23 protein-coding genes are annotated in these 21,690 nt (G+C 41.7%); 9 read left to right on the top strand and 14 right to left on the bottom strand.

All coding sequences use genetic code 11. The annotated features are described in order from the left end of the window. Positions 1-8: 8 nt before the first annotated feature. The 4 genes from B5X60_RS06790 to B5X60_RS18245 all read left to right on the top strand — a co-directional run bounded on the left by B5X60_RS06790 (position 9) and on the right by B5X60_RS18245 (position 3,176). Positions 9-659, top strand: coding sequence for an SCO family protein (locus tag B5X60_RS06790; protein WP_079701843.1), 651 nt, complete (start codon positions 9-11; stop codon positions 657-659). After that, positions 649-1,074 carry a c-type cytochrome gene (locus tag B5X60_RS06795; protein WP_079701844.1) on the top strand — a complete coding sequence of 142 codons (426 nt, stop codon included), beginning with the start codon at positions 649-651 and terminating at the stop codon, positions 1,072-1,074. The genes B5X60_RS06790 and B5X60_RS06795 overlap by 11 nt, the downstream gene beginning before the upstream one ends. A gap of 374 nt (positions 1,075-1,448) precedes the next feature. Beyond that, on the top strand, positions 1,449-2,897 hold the full coding sequence (gene asnS, locus B5X60_RS06800) for an asparagine--tRNA ligase (RefSeq protein ID WP_079701845.1): 1,449 nt from the start codon (positions 1,449-1,451) through the stop codon (positions 2,895-2,897). A gap of 108 nt (positions 2,898-3,005) precedes the next feature. Beyond that, the gene (locus tag B5X60_RS18245) at positions 3,006-3,176 is read left to right on the top strand and encodes a hypothetical protein (RefSeq protein ID WP_170878397.1); all 171 of its coding nucleotides are present in this window, start codon (positions 3,006-3,008) and stop codon (positions 3,174-3,176) included. 63 nt (positions 3,177-3,239) lie between these two features. Here the strand turns inward: B5X60_RS18245 and B5X60_RS06805 are convergent, their stop codons facing one another. After that, complete coding sequence (locus B5X60_RS06805; RefSeq protein ID WP_079701846.1) at positions 3,240-3,731, bottom strand: VOC family protein; 492 nt, start codon at positions 3,729-3,731, stop codon at positions 3,240-3,242. Between the two features lie 76 nt (positions 3,732-3,807). Here B5X60_RS06805 and B5X60_RS06810 point away from each other — a divergent pair, with 76 nt between their 5' ends. Next, a complete protein-coding gene (locus B5X60_RS06810; protein WP_079701847.1) occupies positions 3,808-4,428 on the top strand; it encodes an L-threonylcarbamoyladenylate synthase in 621 nt (206 codons plus the stop codon). A gap of 126 nt (positions 4,429-4,554) precedes the next feature. Here the strand turns inward: B5X60_RS06810 and trpA are convergent, their stop codons facing one another. From trpA to trpD, 4 genes are read right to left on the bottom strand one after another with little or no spacing between them, the layout of a single operon-like run. Further along, positions 4,555-5,325: a tryptophan synthase subunit alpha gene (gene trpA, locus B5X60_RS06815; RefSeq protein WP_079701848.1), complete on the bottom strand. Its 771-nt coding sequence runs from the start codon at positions 5,323-5,325 to the stop codon at positions 4,555-4,557. A 17-nt stretch (positions 5,326-5,342) separates the two neighbouring features. Continuing rightward, positions 5,343-6,551 (bottom strand): tryptophan synthase subunit beta, encoded by a 1,209-nt coding sequence (gene trpB, locus B5X60_RS18355; protein ID WP_079701849.1) that lies wholly within the window; start codon positions 6,549-6,551, stop codon positions 5,343-5,345. A gap of 51 nt (positions 6,552-6,602) precedes the next feature. Beyond that, a complete protein-coding gene (locus B5X60_RS18360; RefSeq protein ID WP_245803472.1) occupies positions 6,603-7,262 on the bottom strand; it encodes a phosphoribosylanthranilate isomerase in 660 nt (219 codons plus the stop codon). Next, complete coding sequence (trpD, locus tag B5X60_RS06830) at positions 7,259-8,245, bottom strand: anthranilate phosphoribosyltransferase (protein ID WP_079701850.1); 987 nt, start codon at positions 8,243-8,245, stop codon at positions 7,259-7,261. The genes B5X60_RS18360 and trpD overlap by 4 nt, the downstream gene beginning before the upstream one ends. Before the next feature lie 327 nt (positions 8,246-8,572). On the opposite strand from trpD, the gene B5X60_RS06835 reads away from it, so the two are divergent. Continuing rightward, a complete protein-coding gene (locus B5X60_RS06835; RefSeq protein ID WP_079701851.1) occupies positions 8,573-9,472 on the top strand; it encodes a YitT family protein in 900 nt (299 codons plus the stop codon). Between the two features lie 216 nt (positions 9,473-9,688). Here B5X60_RS06835 and B5X60_RS06840 read toward each other — a convergent pair whose 3' ends face one another. Continuing rightward, entirely contained in the window at positions 9,689-10,000 is a 312-nt protein-coding gene (locus tag B5X60_RS06840) for a DUF3817 domain-containing protein (protein ID WP_079701852.1), read from the bottom strand. A gap of 133 nt (positions 10,001-10,133) precedes the next feature. On the opposite strand from B5X60_RS06840, the gene B5X60_RS06845 reads away from it, so the two are divergent. Continuing rightward, positions 10,134-10,997 (top strand): SDR family oxidoreductase, encoded by an 864-nt coding sequence (locus B5X60_RS06845; protein ID WP_079701853.1) that lies wholly within the window; start codon positions 10,134-10,136, stop codon positions 10,995-10,997. 8 nt (positions 10,998-11,005) lie between these two features. Here the strand turns inward: B5X60_RS06845 and B5X60_RS06850 are convergent, their stop codons facing one another. From B5X60_RS06850 to recR, 3 genes are read right to left on the bottom strand one after another with little or no spacing between them, the layout of a single operon-like run. Further along, positions 11,006-11,851: an alpha/beta hydrolase gene (locus B5X60_RS06850; protein ID WP_079701854.1), complete on the bottom strand. Its 846-nt coding sequence runs from the start codon at positions 11,849-11,851 to the stop codon at positions 11,006-11,008. Beyond that, on the bottom strand, positions 11,848-12,663 hold the full coding sequence (locus B5X60_RS06855) for an SDR family oxidoreductase (RefSeq protein WP_079701855.1): 816 nt from the start codon (positions 12,661-12,663) through the stop codon (positions 11,848-11,850). The genes B5X60_RS06850 and B5X60_RS06855 overlap by 4 nt, the downstream gene beginning before the upstream one ends. A 20-nt stretch (positions 12,664-12,683) precedes the next feature. Further along, entirely contained in the window at positions 12,684-13,301 is a 618-nt protein-coding gene (gene recR, locus B5X60_RS06860) for a recombination mediator RecR (RefSeq protein WP_079701856.1), read from the bottom strand. Between the two features lie 144 nt (positions 13,302-13,445). On the opposite strand from recR, the gene B5X60_RS06865 reads away from it, so the two are divergent. Then, the gene (locus B5X60_RS06865; protein WP_079701857.1) at positions 13,446-14,954 is read left to right on the top strand and encodes a sodium:solute symporter; all 1,509 of its coding nucleotides are present in this window, start codon (positions 13,446-13,448) and stop codon (positions 14,952-14,954) included. 19 nt (positions 14,955-14,973) lie between these two features. Beyond that, positions 14,974-15,681, top strand: a complete 708-nt coding sequence (locus B5X60_RS06870) for an LOG family protein (RefSeq protein WP_079701858.1) — start codon at positions 14,974-14,976, stop codon at positions 15,679-15,681. A 119-nt stretch (positions 15,682-15,800) separates the two neighbouring features. On the opposite strand, the gene B5X60_RS06875 is transcribed toward B5X60_RS06870, so the two are convergent. From B5X60_RS06875 to B5X60_RS06895, 5 genes are all read right to left on the bottom strand, one after another. Further along, positions 15,801-16,583, bottom strand: a complete 783-nt coding sequence (locus B5X60_RS06875) for a PhzF family phenazine biosynthesis protein (RefSeq protein ID WP_079701859.1) — start codon at positions 16,581-16,583, stop codon at positions 15,801-15,803. A gap of 283 nt (positions 16,584-16,866) precedes the next feature. Continuing rightward, entirely contained in the window at positions 16,867-17,727 is an 861-nt protein-coding gene (locus B5X60_RS06880) for a sigma-70 family RNA polymerase sigma factor (RefSeq protein WP_079701860.1), read from the bottom strand. Positions 17,728-18,121: 394 nt separating this feature from the next. Further along, positions 18,122-18,706, bottom strand: coding sequence for an LOG family protein (locus tag B5X60_RS06885; RefSeq protein WP_079701861.1), 585 nt, complete (start codon positions 18,704-18,706; stop codon positions 18,122-18,124). 97 nt (positions 18,707-18,803) lie between these two features. Further along, the gene (guaB, locus tag B5X60_RS06890; RefSeq protein WP_079701862.1) at positions 18,804-20,273 is read right to left on the bottom strand and encodes an IMP dehydrogenase; all 1,470 of its coding nucleotides are present in this window, start codon (positions 20,271-20,273) and stop codon (positions 18,804-18,806) included. Between the two features lie 138 nt (positions 20,274-20,411). Continuing rightward, positions 20,412-21,689 (bottom strand): M16 family metallopeptidase, encoded by a 1,278-nt coding sequence (locus tag B5X60_RS06895; RefSeq protein WP_079701863.1) that lies wholly within the window; start codon positions 21,687-21,689, stop codon positions 20,412-20,414. Position 21,690 lies beyond the last annotated feature (1 nt).

Here is a 21,690-nt window from a genome sequence, read left to right on the forward strand (position 1 = left end):
TTTGCGGTATGAAATCACTGTACTTACTTGCTTTTGCACTTTGCATCTTTCAGTCGTGTACTAATCCTGCTGATACCAAACTTCCAATTTTAGGAGAACGTGCCCCAGTTGAAAAAACTGTGGATGGCAAAACCGTGATTGATACGGTTTACCAGACTATACCGGCGTTCAGCTATTTGAATCAGGACAGTGTGTTAGTAACAGAAAAGGATTTTGAGAGTAAGATCTATATCGCAGATTTCTTCTTCACGTCTTGCAATACCATATGTCCGATCATGCACCGGAATATGCTGACTGTTTACAACAAGTTCAAAGATAATCCAAACGTTAAGATCCTTTCACATTCGATTGATATCAAACATGACCTCCCATCCCGATTAAAAGCATATGCCACTAAGCTGGGCGTGGAAAGTAGCAAGTGGGCATTTGTTCACGGGACCAGGGATTCTATCTACAACATCGCTGCTAAAAACTACCTGGTAGCGGCTTATGAAGACAAAGCAGATCCGCAGGGCTTGGTCCATCAGGGCTGGTTTGTATTGGTGGATACCAAAAAGCAGCTTCGCGGAGCATATGATGGAACAAAAGAAGACCAGGTAAAGCAAATGATGCTGGATATGGAAAAGCTTTTGGCGGAAGAAAAGCTGGATGAGAAATAAGCTTCTTTATATAATATCCAGCCTGTTTGTTGGCATTGTGATATTCCAATCGTGCAGCAACGAGCAGCAGCTTAATTATCAGAGATACTTTGTGAATGGCAAAGGTCTCTACGAAAAAAACTGCCAGAACTGCCATGGTGCTAATGGTGAGGGCCTTGGTAAATTATATCCCGCACTGACCGACACCATGCGCCTTTCTAAAAACAAGTCGATTCTTGCCTGTATTATAAAACATGGTATATCCGGAAAAGGAGTGGCTGCCGACACTACCCTTATAACCCAAATGCCGGGAAATGCCGCCCTCGCGGATATCGACATTGCTCAGATCATAGTTTACGTGACTAATTCTTTCGGAAATAAGCAGGGGTTTTACGATCAGGGGCAAGTTGGGGACGATCTAAAGAATTGCAGATAGCAATCGCAACTGGGAGCCCAAGGTTCAATGTTAGGGTTATTATAAGTTTCGGGGCTAAGTTCTTAGAGGTTCCTCGCTTCGCTCGGAATGACGGGTCGCATTTTATTAGAAGGCGGGGGCTAAGAAGCGTCGCTTCTTTTGCCCCCGCCCCCTTCCAACACGATATCACTCGTCATTCCGACCAAAGGGAGGAACCCTCACCATCTAAGAAGGAGTATTCGCCCCATGAATAGCCGCTGTGAACGCCAACGACGTATCGTGTGTCTTGATTCTTACTACTTGATTCTTGATACTTGCTACTTGATTCTTGATACTTGATTCTTCATTCGTCCTAATACAATCCTATTCGTATTTTTGCAGCTCAACAAAAAATCATGGCTAAGCGTACACGAATTAAAGATCTATTAAACACTACTGAGTTTGGACAACAGGTAACTGTTATGGGATGGGTTAAAACATTTAGAAATAACCAGTTTATTTCTATTAATGACGGATCCAGCATAAATAATATCCAGGCAGTAGTAGATTTTAATTCGACTGATGAAAGCCTTTTAAAGAGACTGACGACTGGCGCAGCAATTGCAATTGAAGGTGAAATCATTGAATCCCTTGGCAAAGGTCAACGTGTGGAAGTTAAAGTTAGCAGGCTGGAAATTCTTGGTGACAGTGACGCAGAGAAGTTCCCATTGCAGCCGAAGAAGCATAGTCTTGAATTCTTACGTGAGATAGCGCACCTGCGTTTTCGTACCAATACCTTCAATGCTGTCTTCAAAGTGAGACATGCACTCGCTTACGCTGTTCACAAATTCTTTAATGATAAAGGCTTTGTTTACATGCATACCCCTATCATCACCGCTTCAGATGCTGAAGGTGCGGGTGAGATGTTCCGGGTATCTACTTTTGATCCAGATAACATTCCGCGTAATGATGACGGCACAATTAACTACAAGGAAGACTTCTTTGGCAAGGCAACTAATCTTACCGTGTCCGGTCAATTGGAAGGCGAGCTTGCGGCGATGGCTTTTGGTGATATCTATACTTTCGGTCCGACATTTAGGGCAGAGAATTCTAACACAACACGCCATCTTGCAGAATTCTGGATGATCGAGCCGGAAATGGCATTCTATGATCTGAATGACAACATGGATCTGGCCGAAGAGCTGCTGAAATACTTGATCCGGTATGCGATCAACAATTGCTCTGACGAGCTGGAGTTCCTTAAATCCAGGTTGCTGGAAGAAGAAAAGCAGAAGCCACAGAACGAGCGTTCTGAACTTGATCTGCTTGCTAAATTAAACTTCTGTCTTGATAATGATTTTGAGAGAATCACCTATACAGAAGCCATTAGTATTCTGAGAAACTCAAAGCCAAACCAAAAAAAGCAATTCAAATATCTCATTGATGAATGGGGTGCTGATCTGCAATCTGAGCACGAGCGTTACCTGGTAGAGAAACACTTCAAGAAGCCAGTTATCCTGACTAATTACCCAGCTGAGATTAAATCGTTTTACATGCGCTTAAATGAACCTGATGCTGAAGGAAGAAGAACCGTTGGTGCAATGGACATTCTCTTTCCGGGCATTGGTGAAATTGTAGGCGGATCACAGCGGGAAGAGCGACTTGAGAAACTTGAGGGACGTATGGCTGAGCTAAATATCCCTACGGAAGAAATGTCATGGTTCCTGGATACACGTCGTTTTGGTTCAGCTCCGCACTCTGGCTTCGGACTTGGTTTCGAGCGACTGGTATTGTTCGTAACGGGTATGACAAATATCAGAGATGTCATCCCTTTCCCAAGAACGCCGAAAAACGCTGAGTTTTAATTCTTTAAAACAATTACTTCCGGGTTTTTGTCTATCTTACTTATAGTTTCGGTTTAGTCCATAGATAATGGAAGGGCCGGATATCAATAAACACAAAACAAACGGATTATGAAACCATCAGCACCAAACAAAATTCTTTGGGCAATTGCTCTTATTGCAGGTATTCTAGGAATTGTGGGTCATCTTACTTCCGTAACGTACATATCTGAAAATAGCTTTATACTTCTGTTGGTTGGGTTTGTATTGTTGGCGATTGGAACTTCGTTTAAGGGGACGTGATAAGGGATTAGGGATTAGGCGTTAGTCGTTAGGATCCAACCTAACGCCTAATGCCTAACGGCCTCACTGCTTTGCTAAGGCCAGCAACTCCTCCAAATCCAACCTGTCAGTCTTCATTATCAAATTGCCATTTCGATCAACTGGCCACGTGTCCTGCGGCCGGTCCCAATATAGCTCTACGCCGTTACCATCAGGATCATCTAAATACAAAGCTTCAGAAACTCCATGATCGGATGCGCCCGTTAATGGATAACCAGCATCTAACAGACGTTTAAGGATGACAGCAAGTTGTCTGCGTTCTTCGTATAGGATGGCCGTATGAAATAATCCCGGCGAGTTTTGTGGGGCAGGTGGCCCATTCTTAGAATACCAGGTATTTAATCCAATGTGATGATGGTATCCCCCTGCTGAGATAAAGACAGCCTGATCACCATAACGTTGGGTAATTTCAAAACCTAATAGTCCCTGGTAAAAAGAAAGCGCCCTATCAAGGTCAGCCACTTTCAAATGGACGTGACCAATACGTGTAGAATCAGGAATTTTATATGTCTTCATGTAATTATAAATTTATTTGAACAAGGCCGGGAATCTCATGTTGTCTTAGCAGAACTTTAATTTAGTACTTTTAAACATGCTTATCAAAATCTATCCAGAGAATCCCAATGAGAAAATGATACAGCAGGTAGTTGATGTACTCAAAAAGGGCGGCGTGATTATATATCCAACCGACACGGTATACGGTCTTGGTTGTGATATCACAAACCAGCGTGCCATAGAGCGGATTTGTAAGATCAGAGGCATCAAGCCAGAAAAGGCTAACTTCTCTTTTATCTGTTACGACCTACGGCATATTTCAGACTATACAAAGCCCATTGACAACGAAACGTACCGTATTCTCAAGAAAGCATTGCCAGGTCCATTCACTTTCATCTTTAATGCGAGTAAAAACGTACCGAAGCTATTAAGCTCTAATAAGAAAACTGTGGGAATTCGGGTTCCTGATAACAGCATCGCCCGCTGTATCGTAAAGATGCTGGAAAACCCAATCATGTCAACCTCGATACATGATGATGATGAGATCGTAGAGTACTCTACAGACCCCGAGTTGATCCATGAAAAATATGAAGACTTAGTTGATCTGGTAATTGATGGGGGTTATGGGGATAATCAACCTTCTACTGTGGTGGATTGCAGCGAAGGAGAATTTGAAATCCTTAGGCAAGGTAAAGGTGATCTGGACATTTTCCTCTGAGGTGTAGAATTTAGGTGTTAGGTTTATCAAACGTACCTATCTGATCTAAACCTCTCCTTTGGCCTGTACTCTTACAGGCCCCTACTCCAAATTGTCCACTGTCAACCGTCATCTTTCACCTCTCACCTAACCTCGTATCATTTTTAAAAACTCCCCTACCCGATCCAGCGCGTTTTCAGTGCCCAGGAGCTTCACGAAAGCGCTTCCAACAATTGCGCCGCGGGTGTATTCTGCAGCCTTATTAAAACTCTTCTGATCAGAAATACCGAAACCAATCATCGTAGGGTTCTGCAAATTCATATCCCTAATTCTTTGAAAATATGAATCAGCTTCATTAGACACTTTTAGATCCTTGCCGGTGGTAGAAGATGAAGAAAGCAAATAAATGAATCCATTGCTTAAGCCGTCGATCTTTCTTATCCTTTCCTCCGACGTTTGCGGGGTTACCAGGAATATATTGCTTAGTTTATTTCCAAGGAAGCAATCCTTGTAGAGGCTTTCATATTCATACATCGGCAGATCGGGCACGATAATTCCATCGACACCAACTTCCGCAGCTTTATTGCAGAAATTCTCAACACCATATTGAAGAACAGGATTAACATACCCCATGAGCAAAACCGGTATAGATACACGTTTTCTAAGATCTTTCAATTGCTCGAAAAGAATTGGCAGTGTCATTCCGTTCTTCAATGCAACCTGTGAACTTGCTTGGATGACGGGGCCATCAGCAACCGGATCAGAGTACGGGAAGCCTATCTCAATAAAGTCGGCACCACCGTTTTCCAATGCTTCAGCGATATCCAGCGTGCTGTTTAGGTCTGGATAGCCAGCGGTAAAATAGATTGAAAGTATCGGACTTTTTTTATTCTTAAATAGTTCGTTTAGTCTGTTCATTATTAATAAAATGGCGATTAAAGGTTAAAGTGTTTCATATAGTTGTCCAGGTCCTTATCACCGCGCCCCGAAAGGCAGATCACCACAGTTTCATTTCCTTTAAATTTCATTTTATCCAGGTGCGCCAGGGCATGTGCACTTTCTATGGCTGGAATAATCCCTTCCAATTCAGCTAGCAATCGTCCGGCGTCCATTGCTTCATCATCCGTGGCACTGACATATTCGCCACGACCGGTCTTGAATAAATGAGCATGTTGCGGACCGATACCTGGATAATCGAGACCTGCTGAAATAGAATAGGGCTCTACGACCTGACCATCGTTAGTTTGCATCAGGATGGACCGACTGCCATGTAAAACACCCTCTTTTCCAAGGGCAGTTGTCGCCGCTGATTCCCCACTCTCGACACCTAAGCCGGCAGCCTCGATAGCAATTAGCCTGACATCTTCATCATCAAGGAAGTGATAGAACATCCCTATGGCGTTGCTGCCACCGCCAACGCAGGCCATAACAATATTGGGATTCTCCGAACCCGTTTGCTCCTTAAGCTGGGCCTTTGTCTCTTCGGAAATAATTGCCTGAAACCTCGCAACCATATCAGGATAAGGGTGCGGACCGACAACAGACCCGATAATATAATGCGTATCTACGGGATTGTTGATCCAATCGCGCATAGCTTCATTAGTTGCATCCTTTAAGGTTTTGCTGCCAGAAGTGGCTGGCACGACTGTAGCGCCCATCATCTTCATACGGGCAACATTTGGTGCCTGGCGTTGGATATCGATCTCCCCCATATAGACTACACATTCGAGGCCCATTAAGGCACAAACCGTTGCTGTGGCTACACCGTGCTGCCCTGCTCCGGTTTCAGCAATGATGCGCTTCTTACCCAATCGCTGAGCAAGCAGAATTTGTCCGACCGTATTGTTGATCTTATGAGCCCCCGTATGATTGAGATCTTCTCTCTTGAGGAAAATCCTGGCACCGTACTTTTCAGATAATCGCCCAGCCAGAAACAATGGTGAAGGCCTTCCTACATAGTCTTTGAGTAACTTGTGAAAACTCTCCTGAAATGAGGGGTCATAAATGATATCCAAATACTTTGTTCGCAGCTCTTCTACGTTAGGATATAGCATTTCAGGGATGTAGGCTCCCCCAAAATCACCATAATAACCCTTATCATTCACTCCCCAGTTCACTGAACTTTTAATAAATTCTCTATTCATATTGCTTAGTACCTTAGCCTCGCCCTGTCGGTTTTCCGTGATTATTAATTCCTATTTCTTAATTCTCAAAGCCCTGATCTTGTCAAAGGTCTCTCGAATTTTATCAATGTCCTTTAAAGCTGGTTCGTGTTCATATTTACTGTTTAAATCCAGTCCGTGCAGACGAACATCCTTTAAAGACCTTACCGCATCGATGTTATCGGGACTTAAGCCTCCACTTAGGAAGTATTGCTTTGTGCCATGATAATGTTGAAGAATATTCCAGTCGAACGTTTGCCCGGATCCTCCATGACCTGCTGTGCTGGTATCAAACAAGAAATAGTCGACAAAATCTTCATATGCATCGAGAGCTGTGAAGTCAAAACCTTCATGTATGCCGAAGGCTTTAATTAATTCCACGTGCTTTTCTGTTTGCATATTATGTAGGAATTTCTTGAATGATCTACAGAATTCCGGTGATTCGCTGCCATGTAATTGTATGGCATCGAGATTATATTGTATCACTTCATCCGCCATAGTATCCATCGCTTCATCTACAAACACACCAGTCTTTTTTACATGAGCTGGAATTTGCCCGATGGTAGTCAAGTCAAGTTTGCCAGCGAATCTACTTGAATGAGGATAGAATATGAAGCCAATATAGTCGGGCTGCAATTCCACCAATTCCCGGATATTATCTGGTTCCCGCATTCCACAAACCTTCAGTATCATGCTACAAGTTTCTTAAAACAGTCAAGTGCCTTTTTACTTATTAACGATTCTTCTGCCTCATAAAAGCAATCAGCAAAAGACAGATGTGGCTTTATTGTACGAATCGCAATTGCGGCATTGCAGATTACGACGTTATTCTGCTCAGTAGTTCCGTTCCCGCCAAGAACGTCCTTGAAAATAGTAGCGGAATCCTCTACTGTACTACCGCCGCCAATTTTGGAAGGATCAATCTTTTCGAAACCTAATTGAGATATCGAATAAATATGTTCACCACTGCCCGAAAACGTCTTGAAGTCGCATGTCAAAGAAATTTCGTCATATCCTTCGAGAGCATGCAAAATGGTATATTTCAACGACGATTTTTGATATAAGTAGGCATATAGTCTTGCCAGTTCAAGACTAAAAACTCCCACCAACTGATTCTGAGGCCGTGCTGGATTAACCATAGGGCCCAGCATATTGAAAAATGTCTTTACTCCCAGCTCCCTGCGTATTGGTGCAACGTTCTTCATGGCCGGGTGAAAAAGAGGCGCATGCAGAAAACAAATTCCTGCCGTATCAAGACTCCTGCGTAACTCATCTGAATCATTCGTAAACTTGTAGCCAAGAAATTCCATCACGTTTGAAGACCCACATCCTGAGGAAACACCATAATTACCATGCTTAGCAACCTGGTACCCTGCACCGGCAACCACAAATGAAGCAAGAGTAGAAATGTTGAACGTATCTTTACCATCTCCTCCTGTTCCGCACAGATCCACTAAATCGTAATCCTGAAGTTTAGGTTTAAGGCATAGGTCAAGCATTCCGTCCCGGAAACCTTCAAGTTCATCGACGGTGATCGTCCTCATGCAATAGACAGCCATAAAAGCAGCCATTTGAGATTGATTATATTTCCCCAGTGCTATATTGGTGAGTATTTCTTTTGCTTCATCTCTGCCGAACGTTTTCTGTTCAAACAGGTGATTTAATATTTTCTTCACAATTATATTCTTAATTCGTTCTTAACAAAATTCTGCAATTCCCGACTGTTCACATCATAACTTGAATCAAGCTAAATTCTGCCCATCCTAAAGGCAGGCATGCAGCACGGCATTTGAAAACAAACTATATATAAATAAAAAAGGTTGCCTTTAGGCAACCCTTCATATCTAGTTTCTTTATATGGAATAACTATATACGCTTACTGATCGCCGATTGATTATTCATCTGCCACCACCACTTTGTATATATATTGCTTGCTTTCATCTTGTAAAGCAAATATGGATAATCTTTTCTTTAGCTGCAAACCTTTTAAGTATTTTTAGAAAATGAAAGCGACAAGACGATCCAGGCAACGATTAAAACGTAAAATTGATGCGGGAAAGGCTGCATTAATACTCATCGGAGTTGGCCTTGCATGTTTTGGATTAAAAGGCTTTCTCCTCCCAAATCACTTTATCGACGGCGGGATAACCGGAATATCCCTGTTGACTTACCAACTGACATACAAATCCACCGGTATTCCAGTTTCTTTTTGGCTCGTATTATTTAACATTCCATTTATCATTCTTGGTGCTAAACAGATAGGCCGTCGATTTGCCATCGGTACATCAATAGCAATTCTTGTACTTGCTGCAATGATCTTTTTAGTTGACTTCCCTCAAATTACTGATGATAAAGTGCTGACCGCAATTTTCGGAGGTTTCTTTCTGGGTGCCGGTATCGGTCTTGCCATTCGAGGGGGTTGTGTAATCGACGGGACGGAAATCCTGGCAGTATACCTCAATAGAAAAAGTATCTTAAGCATGGGTGATATCATTTTACTTATCAACGTGATCATCTTTCTTCTGGCTGCATTTGTTTTAGGAATTGAAAATGCACTTTACTCAATACTCACTTACCTCTCGGCATCAAAAACAGTAGATTTCATCATTCAAGGGATTGAAGAGTATACCGGAGTTACAATTGTCTCCGCCAAAAGTGCACAGATCCGGGAGGCAATAACTAAAAACCTGGGACGGGGCGTTACCGTGTACAAAGGTGAGCGAGGCTTTGAAAGTGCTCAGTTTAAAAGTAAAGACATCGACATTATCTTTACGGTGGTTACACGATTGGAAGTTTCTAAATTAAAACAGGAGATAGATCAGATAGATCACAAAGCTTTTATTGTGATGAGTACCATCAGCGATACCAAAGGAGGCATCATAAAGCCAAGGCCGTTGCACTGATAATCAGTACATCTTCATCAAGATTTTCAACGAACTACAAGCGCTTCTAATAATAGTAAAAATTTTCATGGGGTTGCCTAAAGGCCCGGGCTCTACGTAGTAGTTTTTGCCAGGAAAATTCGTTGCAACTGAGAATACTGTGTTTTGGCAAAAAGCTGATGCTTCGATCCCTTACCCAACTAAACGCTGGGTATGTAGGCAGCTACTCCTAAAGTCTTAAATATCGCGTCCCACTTCCCGCTCCTCGTTTTTGAAAAGCTTCTTATCCGCATAAAAAGTCCCGAAAGGAATCAGTGACGCGAGGAAACTTAAACCTACTTTCCAATAGCTCCATTTATACACATAGGCGACATGTAATAACAACGCGATGTACAATATGAATAATAAACCGTGCGCCATGCCCACAACATAGTTCGGGCCAGGCATCGCATATTTATATTTTAAAATCATTGTCAGGCCGATAAGTAAAAAAGAACAGCCTTCAAGAAAAGCAATAAGTCTGAAACGGCTTAGCGGAGTATTAAACATATTCTTGACACATAAAATTCAGCGCAAAAATAGAAATTCCGTAGAAGCTGAACATCACAGGAAAGTAATGATCATGGATTTATGCCAAACAATTAATATGCAGTGTCCGTTTTCTTGTTATATCTAGTGACACATGAATGCAAAGCCTAAATCATTTTCTGAAAACGAAAAACAAGACAGTCAGCCTGGGACAGAACAAGAAATGTCGCCAAGACCGGAGTATATCAATCCCAATTACAAGGCCGCTGGGAAACTGACAAACAAAACTGCCCTCATCACAGGTGGCGACAGCGGAATTGGTCGGGCTGTAGCAATCCATTTTGCCATGGAGGGCGCAGATATTGCGGTTGCCTATCTTGATGAGAGCCAGGACGCCAGGGAGACAAAAAGACTGGTAGAACAGGCCGGCAGAAAATGTATCCTTTTAAGGGGAGATATCCGCAAGAAAGAATTCTGTGATAAAATCGTAAACCAGACAATATCCAAACTTGGAACCCTCAACATTCTCGTCAACAACGCTGCACAGCAGTTTCCACAGGACGACTTTTTAAAGATTAGTAAAGGTCAACTAGAGAAAACGTTCAATGTTAATATTCTTCCTTACTTCTTTTTATCGCAAGCCGCAGTCAAAAATATGAAGGATGGCGATTGTATAATTAATACAAGTTCTGTCACAGCCTATCGCGGTAGTCCGCATCTGATTGACTACTCTTCAACCAAAGGTGCCATTGTTAGCTTCACCCGTTCGCTCAGTGAAAATCTCGCGCCTCAAAAAATACGCGTCAATTCGGTGGCTCCAGGACCTGTATGGACTCCGCTCATCGTATCAAGTTTTGATAAAGAGGAGATTAAGCAATTTGGCAAGAAAGTGCCGATGGGACGAGCAGGGCAGCCGTCAGAAATTGCACCAGCCTATGTATTCCTGGCAAGTGAAGATGCATCCTATATAACTGGGCAGGTGATCCATGTGAATGGCGGGGAACTTATTAACGGTTGAGGCTACATTTAAATCCTGCCCATAAATTCTAAAATGTAGTCATAAAGGATATTTCCTTTGAAAATCATCTGCGCAATCATAGGAACGTGCTTCTTCTTGGGAATAATTTTGAGCTCGGTGTTAGTATTTAATGTAAGAAGTTCCGTCCGTAGCCTTTCAGATTGGAGCCTGATTGCCGGATATGTGTTCGCTCCCACAAACATCAATACAGGCACTTTGAAGTTTCGGATATAATATAAAGGTGAAGCTGTTTTCCATACTTCGGGATTTTGTGAAAAAGTATTGAGGAAGCTTGTGGTATAATGGTCTGGCGCGGCTTTCGTGAGATATTCGTACATATCCAGTCCAAATGCATCGTTTAGTATAAGTCCACGGATAGGATCACTTATCCCCTCATTCACAAAATATCGCGGGTCAGAATGCAACAGTGTTGCCAGGTGTCCACCTGCCGAATGGCCCATTACATAAATATTGTTTCTGTCGCCGCCATAACTTGAAACGTTTGCGCTAACCCATTTCAACGCTTTGGCACAGTCAGCCGCCATCTTTTCATACTGATATGCTGGACTTAGACCATAGTTAATAATGATGGTAACGACATTTTTAGAGGCCATATTTCTTCCCAGCCACCAATACGTTTCCTTCTTGCCGCTGTTCCATGAACCCCCATGAATAAAAACAATAACATCTTTTGGCTTTGATTTATCCTTTGGATAGTAGATATCCAGGAGATTCTCCCTTACATTCGGGACGCCTTTTGAATAGGAAATGTCTCGTTCGATTTTGATTCCCCCGGAAAATGCCGACTGATATCCGCAACAAAAGAAAAATAGCCAGATTATCCCAAATCTCATTTTATTAGTGGGTCCTTCTCTTGTGTAAAATGCTTATAGACAAGTCCGTCAAGGAACGATGGTAAAACCTTGTTTAGAAAAACAGTTAGCTTGCCCTGGCCAGTCATTACTAATGAGCGTTTTCTATTTTCAACACCATTTACGATGATCTCGGCTACTTCACCTGAGGTCATCATTTTACCTTCTTCCATACTGGTATCACCTTGAGCACTGCCGTCCTTAACTAAAGCAGAATACCGGATATTAGAGGCTGTAAATCCTGGTGATGCAACCATTACATGCAGACCGGTTTTAAGATTTTCGACACGAAGAGATTCTAAAAATCCATTTAGGGCAAACTTTGAGGAGGAGTAGCCTGTGCGACCTGGGAGCCCTTTATAACCTGCTATGGATGATACGCCAACTACTGAACCCTTATTTCGAAGCAATTCAGGCAACGCAAATTTGGTGCAATATACAGCACCCCAAAAATTTACGTCCATTAAGTTACGGAGTACTTTCAGATCAACATCAGCAAACAGAGCTCTCATAGAAATTCCGGCATTGTTGATAAGTACATCAATGCGTTTGAATGTGATCAATGCCTGGTCAATAAGGCCCTTGCAGTCTTCCTCTTTTGAAACATCACACTGAAATGCTATGGCTTTGATTTTATATTTAACCTCCAGATCCTGGGCGATTTCACATAAGGTTACGTATTGACGTGCGCCAAGCACTAGGTTAGCACCCCGTTTAGCGAACTCCTCAGCACATGACCTTCCAATGCCCGAAGAGGCACCTGTAATAATTATCGTTTTATGTCTCAGATCCATTTGAGTCTAAAGTAATCAAGCTATCTGGCGAGGGTATTTTCATATGGTATTCGTGTGGCAATTGAACGACCGAGGGTTATTTCATCCACATATTCAAGTTCCCCGCCGAACGCTATTCCCCTGGCAATTGCACTAATTTGTATATTTTTATCTTTAAGCTTTTTGTAAAGGTAAAATATTGTGGTATCTCCTTCCATGGTTGCGCTTAGTGCCAGGATAACCTCATTTGCTCCGCTGTTATCTATCCTGTTAATTAGACTTTCTATATTAAGATCTGAAGGACCGACCCCATCCATGGGTGAAATGAGCCCACCAAGCACATGATAAACGCCATGATATTGGCCAGTGTTTTCAATTGCCATTACATCCCTCGTATCCTCAACAATGCATATGAGAGATTTATCACGCTTTACCGCGCTGCATATCTCGCAAACTTTCTGATCCGAAATATTATGGCAAGTTTCGCAGAATCGAATTTCGTTTCTTAACTGCAGAAGTGTATGGCTGAATTTCTCCACATCGGCCTGAGGTTGATTTAGTAAATGAAGTACCAATCTCAATGCGGTCTTCTGGCCAATACCGGGTAATGATGCAAACTCATTAACTGCATTTTCAAGCAGTTTGGAAGAAAAATTCATTCGCAAATTTAAACTAAAAATAATCTTTAAGTAGGTAATATGGTGATTAATTACGTTCTACCGAAATAGCCAGAAACAATACGAAATGAATTAATTCGTATTAAGAACTTAATTATTAATTTAGGCGCTTATCTAAAATCAAACATGGAGCCATCAATATTACTCAGCTTTCTTGTAGCATACTTCCTCATGCTAATTGGTATTTCCTATTTAACTTCAAAGGAATCCTCGGATAACTCAACATTCTTTACTGCAAACCGGAACTCAAAGTGGTACCTCGTAGCTTTTGGAATGATTGGAACCGCATTATCGGGGGTAACGTTTATTTCTGTTCCGGGTGAAGTCGGTAACCCAGCAGGTAATGAATTTAAGTATTTCCAGTTCATTCTGGGGAACGCTATCGGTTTTATTATAATAGCGACAGTCCTGCTTCCTCTTTACTACCGAATGAAGCTTACTTCTATTTACACATATATTGAAGAGCGACTTGGAACCCACAGCTATAAAACTGCCGCAAGTATATTCTTGTTGAGCCGTACTATAGGTTCTGCCTTCCGCTTATATCTTGTTGTAATCGTACTGCAGCGCTTCATTTTTGATTCTTATGGCGTTCCTTTTTGGGCTACGGTATTAATATCTTTGGGCTTGATCTGGTCTTATACTTTCAAAGGAGGCCTAAAAACGATAATTATTACTGATACTCTTCAAACTGTATTTCTGGTATCTTCGGTGATTCTAACCATTTATTTTATTTGTTCAAGCCTGGGATTGAACATTCCGGAAGCTTTCGAGACCATAAAGAATAGCGGTTATTCTAAAATATTCTTCTTCGAGGATTTTGTAACCAGCAAGTTCCACGTCACTAAACAACTGTTGGGCGGAATCTTTGTAACTATCGCGATGACCGGTCTTGATCAGGATTTGATGCAGAAAAACCTGAGCTGCAAAAATATTGGGGAGGCTCAAAAGAATATGTTCACATTCACTGCTGTTTTTGTTGTCATCAACATTTTCTTCCTGAGTGTGGGGGCATTATTATATATCTATGCTACCAAAAATGGCATTGAAATTCCTGTTGATGCTGTCACCGGCAAACCACGTACGGACTTTTTGTTCCCTGAAATAGCTTTTAATCATCTTACAATAATACCGGGTGTGATCTTTATGCTAGGGCTTACGGCGGCTACATTCGCTACAACAGACTCTGCATTAACTGCGCTGACAACGTCTTTCTGTGTGGATTTTCTGGCCTTTGCTAAGAAAAAAGACTTGAATGCACCTTCAGTTGTTAGAACCAGGCACTTCGTCCATGTGTGCTTTTCAATCTTGATGTTCCTGGTAATCATCTTATTCAATGCGGTAAATAATGCAGCAGTAGTAAGCGCAATATTCACAGTGGCGTCGTACACATACGGTCCACTTTTAGGACTCTATGGATTCGGTTTGTTTATGAAGAATCGCGGTGTAAATGATAAACTGGTTCCATTTATTTGTTTACTATCCCCTGCTGTTTGCTTTTTCCTCAATAAAAATTCAGCAACACTAATGGGTGGCTACGTTTTTGATAATGAACTGATCGTCGTGAACGGTTTAATAACCTTTATCGGTTTGCTTTTGATCAGCAAGCCTACAACGGCTAAAACCCAATTTTAATTGAATTACAAAGTGAGTTATGACAAGTGATGATAAAATAAGAAGTGCTTTCGAAAATAAGAACTGGCAGGAAATCAAGGTAACTGATTCATGGCAGATTTTTAAGATTATGGCGGAGTTTGTTGACGGCTTCGAAAAGCTTGCCAAAATTGGGCCTTGCGTGTCCATTTTCGGATCCGCGAGAACTTCGAATGAAAATAAATACTACAAATTAGCGGAAGATTGTGCACGCCTCTTGACAGAACGAGGTTATGGTGTTATTTCAGGTGGTGGTCCTGGTATTATGGAAGCGGCGAATAAAGGCGCTTTCGAAGCGGGCGGAAAGTCGGTTGGCTTAAACATTGAATTGCCATTCGAGCAGTTCCACAATAAATATATCGATCGCGACAAGATCCTTGAATTTGACTACTTCTTCATCAGGAAGGTTATGTTTATGAAGTATTCGCAGGGTTTCATTGTTCTCCCTGGCGGGTTCGGAACAATGGATGAAATGTTTGAAGCCCTAACTTTAATTCAAACTGGAAAAGTTGCACGGTTTCCAATCGTACTGGTTGGAAAGTCATACTGGTCAGGACTGATTGACTGGGTAACCAATACGATGCTACAGGATGAAAAAAATATCAACGAAGACGACTTGAACCTATTCAGGCTTGTTGATACAGCCGAAGAAGCCACGGAACACATTTTCAGGTTCTATGACAAGTATGTCTTGAAACCGAATTTTTAGATGAAAAGAAATGAAGAGCAAGGAAATTATATCTTAATTCTTGCTCTTTTCTTTTTAAGAAGGAATTAATATTATGTAAGTAAAATGCCTATTGGCCGTTAATTTTTAATTCTCGGCCATCATACATAGATCTCCCCCTTCAGATATGTAACTGCCCTACCTGACATTAATACCCGATCTCCTTTAAATTGGCACCATAACTCGCCACGGCGCGCCGACACCTGGTAGGCATGCATATTTTCTTTACCTAGACGATCAGCCCAGTACGGTATCAGATTGCAGTGCGCTGAACCGGTTACCGGATCCTCATTAATGCCTGCTGAAGGAGCAAAAAATCGAGACACAAAATCACTATTATCCCCAGGGGCAGTTGCGATGAAACCAATAGAATCTATTTTACTCAAAGCGCTATAATCGGGCGTCAAAGCTACGACATCGGCTTCCTTTTCATAAACTAAAAAGTAGTCCCTCGATCTCAACACAGCAACAGGATTACCGCCTATAGCTTCGATAAGTCCCGTAGGCGTTTGTGCGGCTTCAGGTGCTCGGGCCGGGAAATCCAGCATATATTTATCGCCATTTCTATGAACACTCAATGTGCCCGCTTTCAGAGTGTGAAAGTGAATCACATCACGATCGTAGCCCAGTTCGGTAAATAGGATATGAGCAGTTGCTAACGTCGCGTGCCCACAAAGATCTATCTCCAACTCCGGAGTGAACCATCTTAATTCAAAATCATTTCCCTGAGGAATGAAGAAAGCCGTTTCTGCAAGGTTATTCTCTGCAGCAATTTTCTGCATTTGTGGAGCAGGAAGCCATTCAGCTAGCGGACAAATGGCAGCGGGATTTCCTCCATACAATTCCTCCGTGAACGCGTCAGCCTGATAAATAGGAATTATCATATCTGTTTTTCTTCAAATATAGTAATTGTCCGGGGTGGGTGCTGATAGGAAATTGACCTTTCTTCCCAACCCACTTCATCTTACCACTATAGGTTTTCGGGGGACACACTGGAGTTAAATCCACCTTGCATTGAAGGCTGCGGATTAAAACTTGTCAAATCAAATTGATCACAGTTCAAAATTGCTGAACCATTCGTCAGCAAAAACAGTGATTTTTGAACGTAACTAAAATAAAAGGCCAGGCAAATTGCCCGGCCTCAATGCCTTTTTAAATAACTGCCTGTTATCCCAGGTATGACTTTAATATTTTGCTCCTAGAAGTGTGACGTAGACGTTGAAGCGCTTTATCTTTAATCTGGCGAACACGTTCACGAGTGAGGTTAAACTTCTCCCCTATCTCTTCGAGTGAAAGCGGATGATTTGTACTCAGACCAAAGAAGAGAACAATTATTTCTCTTTCCCTTTCAGTCAATGTAGACAAAGAACGCTTAATCTCTTCAGAAAGAGATTCGTTGATAAGGTTGCTGTCTGTATTCGGATCACTATTTTCAAGAACGTCTAGAAGTGTATTCTCCTCGCCCTGAACAAATGGCGCATCCATTGAAACGTGCCGACCAGAATTACTAAGGGTATCTGATATCTTTTCAACCGTCGTCTCAAGATTATCTGCCAGCTCTTCAGGAGACGGCTCGCGCTCATACTCTTGCTCCAATCTTGAAAAAGCCTTGCTTATTTTACTTAACGAACCTACCTGGTTTAGTGGCAAACGAACAATTCTGGATTGTTCTGCAATAGCCTGAAGAATAGATTGACGAATCCACCAAACTGCATACGAAATGAATTTGAAACCTTTAGTTTCATCGAAACGCTTTGCGGCTTTAATCAAACCAAGGTTACCTTCATTGATAAGGTCGCCAAGTGTTAGTCCCTGATTTTGATATTGTTTTGCTACGGAAACTACGAAACGTAAATTGGTTTTTGTTAGTCTCTCAAGTGCCGCCTGATCGCCTTCTCTGATCTTCTGTGCAAGAATTACTTCTTCTTCGGCGGTAATTAAATCTACTTTACCAATTTCATGTAAATACTTGTCTAACGACTGAGATTCACGATTGGTAATGGATTGGGTTATTTTGAGTTGTCTCATTTATGAATAAATACTCCCTTTAAAAGTCTGCAAAGTTAAACAAATCTGCCATTTTAACGACAAGTTAAAAGAAAATTTAGCTGATTTTTAAGGATTTACGTGGAAAAAAATCTAATTTTTACAGCACAAAAATCATTCCATTAAAACGCAAAAACAGGCATCTAATTATCTTAACGAAAATTATTAGAATGTCTTGTATAAAGAATTCAATTTAAAACATTAAGGTGTAGCTTTTTATTCAAAACTTCTCATAAAAAATAGTTCGGAAATTGCCTTCGGATCAAAAAAACGTAATTACTATAATGCAACTGATTCCCCATGCGGGAACTAAATGCCACAGAAAAAGCAATAAAGCAATTTTTTTTGAATGAAATTTTATAAGCCGAAACTTTGATTACGTCAAATTTCTCACGTCAAACCAAACTTGATCGGGTTTTGCGTTGAATCTTTCCATCTGCTCAACCAGTTGGGAGGGAATTGAGTGGCTCAATACAAGTTCACGATTAACAGGTTTAAGAAACTTCTTCTCAACCATCAGGTCCATCTGTTCAAGTAACGAATCGTAAAACCCATCAATATTAAGTAAGCCTATCGGATGATTATGCAACCCCAACTGAAGCCATGTTAACACTTCAAAAAACTCTTCAAGTGTTCCAAATCCACCTGGTAACGTGATCACACCATCGGAAAGGTCAGCCATTTTTTGCTTCCTTTCATGCATGTTTTCGGTAATAATCAGTTCTGTAAGGCCAGTATGCCCAATCTCTTTATCCATTAGAAATTGCGGGATTACGCCGACAGCTTTACCGCCACGTTTCAAAACCGCATCTGCTATTAGGCCCATCACACCCACCCTGCCTCCACCGAAAATCAGAGAGATGTCCTTTTCTGCGAATACGTCGGCAAGATCATCTACTGCTTTAAGCAATGCCGGATCACCATTGAAATTTGCACCACAGAAAACGGAAATAGCATTCATAGATTGATATTTACATGAATCGTTTTAGAATTACCTAAAATTTGAATCCTTTAAGTTAAAAATCCGATGTGAAACTAATCAATCGGTTCACCTTTCGTTAGCGACTATAATTAGGAGCCTCTTTAGTAATTGTTATATCATGGGGATGACTTTCACGCATTCCTGCAGCAGTTATCTTAACAAACTTGGCATTTTGAAGGTCTTTGATAGTTGCTGATCCGCAATAACCCATACTTGCCCTTAAGCCACCGATAAGCTGGTACATCACTTCAGACAATGAGCCTTTGAAAGGAACCCGACCTACAATACCCTCTGGAACCAACTTCTTAATATCATCTTCAACATCCTGGAAGTAACGATCTTTAGAACCCTGCTCCATAGCCTCGATTGATCCCATGCCCCGGTACGATTTAAACTTACGACCTTCGTAAATAATCGTCTCTCCAGGAGATTCTTCAACACCTGCAAATAACGAACCGGCCATAATGGTACTCGCACCTGCTGCAATGGCTTTAGCTATGTCACCCGTTTGTTTAATACCCCCATCAGCAATGACTGGTACCCCACGTCCTTCCAAGGCTTTCGCGCATTCATATACTGCATAAAGTTGAGGTACACCCACCCCTGCAATGATCCGTGTAGTGCAGATAGATCCTGGGCCGATACCCACTTTCACTGCATCTGCACCGGCATCTGCCAAAGCAATAGCTGCTTCGCCTGTTGCAATGTTGCCAACAACAACTTGCAGGTTTGGATATTTTGATTTGACTTCTTTTAATTTTTCTATTACACCCCGCGAATGACCGTGAGCTGTGTCAATTGTAATTACGTCCACCCCAGCTTTGACAAGGGCATCTACGCGATCTAATGTATCAGGAGTTACTCCAACCGCTGCTCCAACTCGAAGGCGGCCATGAGCATCCTTACAGGCATTCGGATAATTTTTAAACTTCTGGATGTCCTTAAAGGTTATTAAACCGATTAAACAGCCGTTATTATCGACTACCGGCAGCTTTTCTATTTTGTAATCCTGCAATATCAATTCAGCCTGGGAAAGGGTTGTTCCCTCAGGGGCTGTTATCAGGTTTTCCTTCGTCATAACATCCCTGACAGGACGTTTGACATCCTTCTGGAAGCGAAGGTCCCTGTTTGTAATAATTCCAACCAACTTATTGTCTGTATCGACAACTGGTATACCGCCAATTTTATATTCTTTGATTATGATAAAGGCGTCAGAAAGGAGCGCATCTTCATTTAAAGTGACCGGATCTTGAATCATTCCACTTTCTGAACGTTTCACTTTGCGTACCTCATCTGCCTGAGCCGCAATACTCATATTCTTGTGAAGCATCCCGATACCACCAGCCTGCGCAATGGCTATTGCCAAACCCGACTCAGTGACCGTGTCCATTGCAGCCGAAACAATAGGAACATTTAACTTAATATTTCTTGTGAAATAAGTACTTGTATCCACATCGCGTGGTAAAACTTCGGAATAAGCGGGGATTAAAAGTACGTCGTCGTAGGTAAGTCCTTCGGATACGAATTTGGTAGGATCGAGTTGCATGGCAAATAATTGTGGGTTATTACTTGCCGGGCAAAGTTACTAAAAAATGGGAGAACTGAGCATGCTCTGCCAAGAATCCTTTTTCGTTAACAACAATTGACAGTCTCTTTACAATATAATTTTTCTACGTGTATACTTTCAGCTCTTTTTCCCGACGATAACCTTCTCCAATTCAGCCCAGTCCAAATACTTTTTAGCGAGTGCCAAAAGCTCCTGTGGGGTAATTGTTTTTACGGTCTTTATGTAGTTTTGGTAATAATCATACCCCAATCCCGAAAAATAAATATTTTTAAACTTGTCGGCGTGCGACATAGCGTTTTCCAGTCCCCCAAGCATAGAGCCAAGCATATAATTTCTGACCAAACCCAGTTCCTGGCCGCTAACTTCCTGAGTTTTTAGAATTTCGATTTCTTTATGAATTTCATCTATAGCAGAACTACAAACCTCCGCCCCCACTTCGGAAGCAATGAAGAAATAACCCGCATTTTTCATTGACACAAGTGCAGAGCCGATGCCGTATGTGTAACCCTTGTCTTCACGGATATTAGCCATCAGGCGTGATCCGAAATAGCCACCAAGAATAGTATTTAGCACTTGAAAACCAGGAAAATCAGAATGCGCGCGATTGATGGAAACTTTCCCCAGTCGAATTGCGGATTGTAAGGCTTCAGGCTTTTCCACATAGTGTTCCTGGCCGGAACCTCTGTAAAAATTAAAGCTATTCGGACTTATAACTTTTCCTCCCTTCCAGCTAGCTCCAAACAATTGATCTATTAGGGTAAGTGCTGCATCAGTAACCTTACCGGAAATTACCACTGTACAGTTCTCAGGCTGGTATGCCATGCTAAAATACTCCTGCAATTGATCACGGGTAAGTTTGTCATAATCTTCTGCACGGGTATCATAACCGTATAACGTATTACCAAATAAGACTGAATTAAAGATCTTGCGGCTTAGAAAATCATTTTTTTCAAGATTCACACTAAGCTTCTGCTTCTGATTTCTAATGAATGTGTCAAGTTCCACTTGCGGGAATATGGAATCTGAAATGACAGCCTTAACAATAGGTAGTGTTGCAGACAGGTGCTTGTTGAGCGAATATAAAGTAACTGAAGACTGATCGTTGCTAAAATCGGTTTGCAGAAATGCGCCATAATAATCTATTTTATCCGCAATCTCCGATGAACTTAACTCGCTTGTGCCATCGTTCAGCATAGTATTTGTGGCGTACGCCTGCAAAGGTTTTAACGCAGTGTAAGCGATATTCTCAAATATAAATTCAATTCGAACAAGGTCTTGCTCACCCCCTGCTATACTAAATACTTTTAGTCCGTTACCGAGTACAATTGGTCTTGCTTTAAGCAGTTCTATATTTTCAACTTGTCCGAAAGACGGAGCTACTGTTCTATCGATCATT

The organism is Daejeonella lutea, from assembly GCF_900168015.1.
In the GTDB taxonomy this organism is placed as follows: domain Bacteria; phylum Bacteroidota; class Bacteroidia; order Sphingobacteriales; family Sphingobacteriaceae; genus Daejeonella; species Daejeonella lutea.